General features: G+C 41.6%; 5 protein-coding genes. All 5 read right to left on the minus strand.

Annotated elements, in window-relative coordinates; all coding sequences use genetic code 11:
- Positions 1–649 (minus strand): RNA polymerase sporulation sigma factor SigG (gene sigG, locus BSG1_RS18755; protein WP_044023184.1); only part of this gene is annotated, 649 nt, incomplete at its 3' end.
- 584 nt (positions 650–1233) lie between these two features.
- Positions 1234–1953: an RNA polymerase sporulation sigma factor SigE gene (sigE, locus tag BSG1_RS18760; RefSeq protein WP_006838811.1), complete on the minus strand. Its 720-nt coding sequence runs from the start codon at positions 1951–1953 to the stop codon at positions 1234–1236.
- 55 nt (positions 1954–2008) lie between these two features.
- On the minus strand, positions 2009–2935 hold the full coding sequence (gene spoIIGA, locus BSG1_RS18765; RefSeq protein WP_044023185.1) for a sigma-E processing peptidase SpoIIGA: 927 nt from the start codon (positions 2933–2935) through the stop codon (positions 2009–2011).
- Positions 2936–4213: 1278 nt separating this feature from the next.
- Entirely contained in the window at positions 4214–5368 is a 1155-nt protein-coding gene (gene ftsZ, locus BSG1_RS18775) for a cell division protein FtsZ (RefSeq protein ID WP_006838815.1), read from the minus strand.
- Positions 5369–5409: 41 nt separating this feature from the next.
- Positions 5410–5530: hypothetical protein (locus BSG1_RS21685; RefSeq protein WP_006838816.1), on the minus strand; the 121-nt coding region annotated here is incomplete at its 5' end.

Here is a 5530-nt window from a genome sequence, read left to right on the forward strand (position 1 = left end):
TCATCTTTTCACGGTCATTCAGCCTTCTCATCCCTTCCTGGAGGGCGATTTCTTCAATCCAGGTGTGGTCTCTGTTCCTTTCATCACTAAGCTGGTCCATTACAAAAATAGGATCTCCGCCATCATTGTAAATCGGTTCAAACAGAGATACAGGGTCCTGAATGGCATCCATTGCAAAAACAATATCCTCGTGCGGGACATCCAAAACTTTCGCGATCTCTTCCGCTGTAGGCTCCTTGGATGTTTCCCCCATTAGCTTCTCCCTCACTTGCAGAGCTTTATAAGCTATATCTCTAAGTGACCGTGAAACTCTTATCGGATTATTATCTCTAAGATAACGGCGGATTTCCCCGATAATCATCGGTACGGCATAAGTAGAAAACCTGACATTCTGCCCGAGATCGAAATTGTCAATCGACTTCATCAGGCCGATGCATCCTACTTGAAACAAGTCATCTACATATTCACCGCGATTATTGAACCTTTGTATGACACTCAGGACAAGACGAAGGTTCCCGTTCACTAATTTCTCTCTGGCTGAAATGTCTCCAGCCTGCATTTCCCGAAAGAGTTTTCTCATTTCCTCATTCTTGAGAACAGGAAGTTTCGATGTGTCAACACCGCAAATTTCAACTTTATTTCGTGTCAATTTCTTTCCCTCCTTGCAGGAGTTGCTGTACAAAAGTCAGTATCTCCCCGGGAAGGAAAATTATGCATGGACCTCTTTTCTTACCTCCTCTTAAAAATCCTTCCAATTCAGGCAGGACAAAGCTTAAATGGATGCAAATTTTTTTTGGGAACCATTTGATATGAATGTTATTATTTTTAGGAATATTTTGTTATTTAGCCGGAAAATGAGTAAGGGAATTATACAGTTTACTGTTTCGTTTGTTGGAGGACAAGCCTGTTTAGGAACGGTGTCCTCCTTTTCTCTATTCGGGTTATTTGGCATTTTAGCTGGTACGTAATGGTCCGCTTTAGGTGAGAAGAGCGCGGGGGCATCATTGAGATGGGTTACGAAGAATGACCACGTGTGCTTGAGCTGCGCGGGGCATCATTGGGAGGGTTTAGGAGGAATGATGACGTGCGCTTAAGTCTGTGACATCATACAGGGTATGTATGGAGATTGAATACCCTGGGCAATGAAGCTAGACGTGGATGACACAGTAAAAAGGTATCATTTCCTCAAAGAAAAATGGCGATTCTTATTAGAACCGCCATTCCTTGTATGCATCAAACCATCTTATTGAATTCTTTCTTCAGTCTTTTTATTATCCGTTTTTCTAGTCTCGAAATATAGGATTGAGAAATACCAAGCATATCCGCAACATCTTTTTGTGTCTTTTCTTCACCGCCCATAAGGCCAAAACGGAGTTCCATTATCTGCTTTTCCCTGTCCGATAACTCAGTCAGGGCATTAAATAGAAGTTTCCTATCCACTGTTGCTTCGAGATCCTTTGTGATGATATCCTCTTCAGTCCCAAGGACATCGGATAGCAGCAGCTCATTCCCATCCCAATCAATATTCAGCGGTTCATCAAAGGATACCTCTGATCGGATTTTGTTATTTCTTCTGAGGTACATCAAAATCTCATTTTCAATACACCTGGAAGCATAAGTAGCCAGTTTGATTTTCTTTTCTGGATTGAAGGTATTGACTGCTTTAATTAAACCAATCGTCCCGATGCTGATTAAATCTTCAATGTTGATACCCGTATTTTCAAATTTTCTTGCAATATAAACGACCAGTCTCAAATTCCTCTCGATCAGCAGAGAACGGGCTGTCTTATCACCGTTTGGAAGCTTCTTGAGCAAAACTGCTTCTTCTTCCTTAGAGAGAGGAGGCGGAAGAGCTTCACTGCCGCCTATGTAATATATCTCATCCGTTTTCAGACCCAGTTTAATCAGAAGCTTATACCAATAGTATGTAAGTCTCAGCCGTAAATTTTTCAATGTAGTTCCCCCTTCTATTTTGGTGAAATGTGAGTATAGTAATAGTGGCAATGTATTAAGATACGTTTTGAAGCGATGGAGAAGCCATCATTTTTGGATGCACGATACAACTGAAGCTATCATCCGCAGAAAATTGTATATTTTGAAATACAACCAACCCTTTATTACATATCCAACTTTCATCTTCTTTTTTTATTACGATTGAGTCAGGTTTAAAAGCGATAAGAAGCTGATTCTTCTTTCCGACTGATTGTGCCGGCACGAACCGGACCCGCTCTTCCCATTGGGGTGCCAAAGAATGATCCCCACTCAACATGCCTTCACAGTCATCTGATAAACGAAGGATCTCTTCGGGAATTCTCCCTTCCAATTCCTCCGTGGAAATAAGCATGACAGGGCTTTTACTTAAAGGATCATACAGCTGGTTCCCACTGTCCACCAGCCCCTTCATTTCCAGTTTTAATCCGTTTAATTCAATTTCTATATTGACAATTTGATCATATTGAATGTTCACCGTTTCAATACTGCTTACCCTGTTATGGGCAAAGTACCAGGCTGCAGGCAGGGCAAACATGACAAATACCCAGCTTATCGGGTCGCCAAATCCTTTTACACTAGCTAAAAACATGGAAGACTGCAGGTTATTGTCAAACTTAAGGAAAAAATGAAAGCCTATCAAAATGCCCCCGGTTAAAAAAGTGGAAAAGTAAAGCATGAGCAAGTTTCCAAGGAAGAAACGAAAACGTTTAAAACCAAAAGCAGTGAAAACCATGATCAATGAGAAAGATAGTTTTATAAGCGGATGCCCGCTGATATGGGCGTAAGGAGTAAATGATAACAATACAATTAGTGACCCGATAAAACCACCCAAGAAAATTCTCCACCATATTAGATGTCTTTTTAAAAATAATGCCGTCATTATCAGCAATATGCTGTCTATCAACAAATTCAATAGCCAAATGACATCTAAATACAGTACCAACTGCTCCCCTCCTTTTTGTTTAACATTCCGGTTGTTATGAGAAGTATATCGTACATACTCTCTTGAAGTGTGTCACTTTCTGTAAGCTAAGAAGTGAAACTTTTCATACTCTAGTTCGAATATTGTCAAATGCTTTTACTGGCTCATTTTGCAAACCTTGTTCCCTTTTAAAAAGTGATGAACCCAATTACGTTCCAAGTTTGTGATTCAGTGGTGTCCGGCACTGAAGTTAGTGGGGGTTAACCTCTACCATGAATTAAAGAATCACAATGAGCGTTTAATTCGGTGTGCCTTTGTTGGGATTGATAATAGGTAAAATCCAAAAACCAAATATTATTCGACAACCTTTTTTTATTGGCGCAAAAGGAATACAGCCGTCCGTTAACATTGGTTACGGGCCCACATCTCCGCAATTTTCCTTTCTTATTGAGCCGTTTACTCTCTTTTTGGCCCAACCTCTTCAATACTTCAACCTGATTGGGCTGTTTACTCGCTTTACGACCCAACATCCCTTCCAAAACTCATTCTCCTTGGCCTGTTAATACTCTTTTCGACCCAACATCTCTTCCAGAAACCAATCTCATTGGGCCGTTTGCTCTCTTTTCGACCCAACAACCATTCAATAATCCATTCTCCTTGGCTCGATTACTCCCTTTTCGACCCAACAACCATTCAATAATCCATTCTCCTTGGCTCGATTACGCCCTTTTCGATCCAACATCCCTCCCAAAACTCTTTCTCATTAGTCTGATTACGCCCTTTTAGAACCAACAACCATTCAAAAATCCATTCTCAATGGCTTGATTACACCGTTTTCGACCCAACAACCATTCAATAATCCATTCTCCTTGGCCCGATTACGCCCTTTTCGACCCAACAACCATTCAATAATCCATTCTCCTTGGCCCGATTACTCCCTTTTCGACCCACCGGCCTTTCCAAAACTCTTTCTGTTTAGTCTGATTACGCCCTTTTCGATCCAACACCCATTCCAAAACTTAATCTCCTTGCTCCAATTACACCCTTTTCTTCTCAACATCCCTTCCAGAAACCAATCTCCTTTACCCATTTACACCCTTTTTAGAGCACTCCCGGTGATTCCACGCAAAGATTAGGATATGTTGATCATTGTATAAACTCCTTCAAATCCACTTGCATTTAAAACCTATTCCCTTACTTTTCTAGCAATTCGACAATGCAGCATCAGTTCAATATATTTTTAAAAGTAGAAACAATAAAAAAACCCCCAAGGAATAATCCTTGGGGGTTGAATAAACATTATCTGCGGCGATTGCGATTTCTTAGGAATGTCGGGATATCGAGTGTATCCTCCATTCCCTGTCCGCTTGTGCGAGAAGGTTCCTGCTGCTGAGGTTCCTCTCTTTTAGGTTCACGCGTTGGAGCCTGCTGTTGGCTGACATTATTAGTGTTAGGCTTCATGCCGCCAAAAGAAGGTCTTGTTTGTTTTGGCTGAACCGCTTCTTCATTGAACCCGGTTGCAATGACAGTGACCACGATTTCATCTTTTAAATCTTCATTGATTACGGATCCGAAGATCATATTCACTTCCTGGTCAGAAGCAGATGCTACAATATCTGCAGCTTCCTGAACTTCATAAAGGGAAAGGTTTGTTCCACCTGTGATGTTCATCAAGACACCTTGGGCACCGTCGATGGAAGTTTCAAGCAATGGACTTGAAATAGCCTTTTTGGCTGCTTCAGTTGCACGATTTTCACCAGCTGCAGCACCAATACCCATCAAAGCAGATCCTTTGTTAGACATGATTGTCTTAACATCAGCGAAGTCAAGGTTGATCAGACCAGGAACTGCGATCAAATCAGAAATACCTTGAACACCTTGACGCAAGACATTATCAGCTTCACGGAACGCTTCAAGCATTGGGGTACTCTTATCTACGATTTCAAGCAGTCGGTCATTTGGAATCACAATAAGTGTGTCAACCGCATCTTTCATAGCACCGATTCCGCCGCTTGCCTGTGTGGAACGTTTGCGCCCTTCAAAAGTGAATGGACGAGTTACAACTCCGACAGTAAGAGCTCCAATTTCACGTGCAATATCAGCGATTACCGGAGCAGCACCCGTTCCTGTTCCTCCGCCCATACCGGCAGTTACGAACACCATGTCTGCTCCTTTAAGTGCTTCTTCAATCTGCTCTTTACTTTCTTCAGCAGCCTTCTTACCTACTTCAGGATTTGCACCGGCACCAAGACCTCTTGTAAGCTTACCGCCAATTTGCATCTTGATTTCAGCTTTAGATAAGTTCAAAGCCTGTGCATCTGTATTTACTGCAATAAATTCTACTCCTTGTACACCATGCTCAATCATTCGATTGACGGCGTTGTTTCCGCCGCCTCCTACCCCGATTACTTTTATGGTGGCTAATGAATCTAAATTCGTATCAAACTCTAACATGAAACATCCTCCTAATTCCTCGATTCTCAACCTATTTGAAGCTATTCAAAAAAGTAGCCGAAAAATTTCTTCATCTTTGATGATACTTTTTCGTCATTTGACTTGTCCTGTTTGGTTTTTGGTTTTTCTGTCTGTTCAGGCTTCTTGACAGTCCGCTTTTCG

It is taken from the genome of Bacillus sp. SG-1 (assembly GCF_000181495.1).
Taxonomy (GTDB): Bacteria; Bacillota; Bacilli; order Bacillales; family Bacillaceae_B; genus Rossellomorea.

Excerpts from the sequence above, each read along its gene's own strand:
- ftsZ (WP_006838815.1), bottom strand. The coding sequence starts at position 5,368 with ATGTTAGAGTTTGATACGAATTTAGATTCATTAGCCACCATAAAAGTA.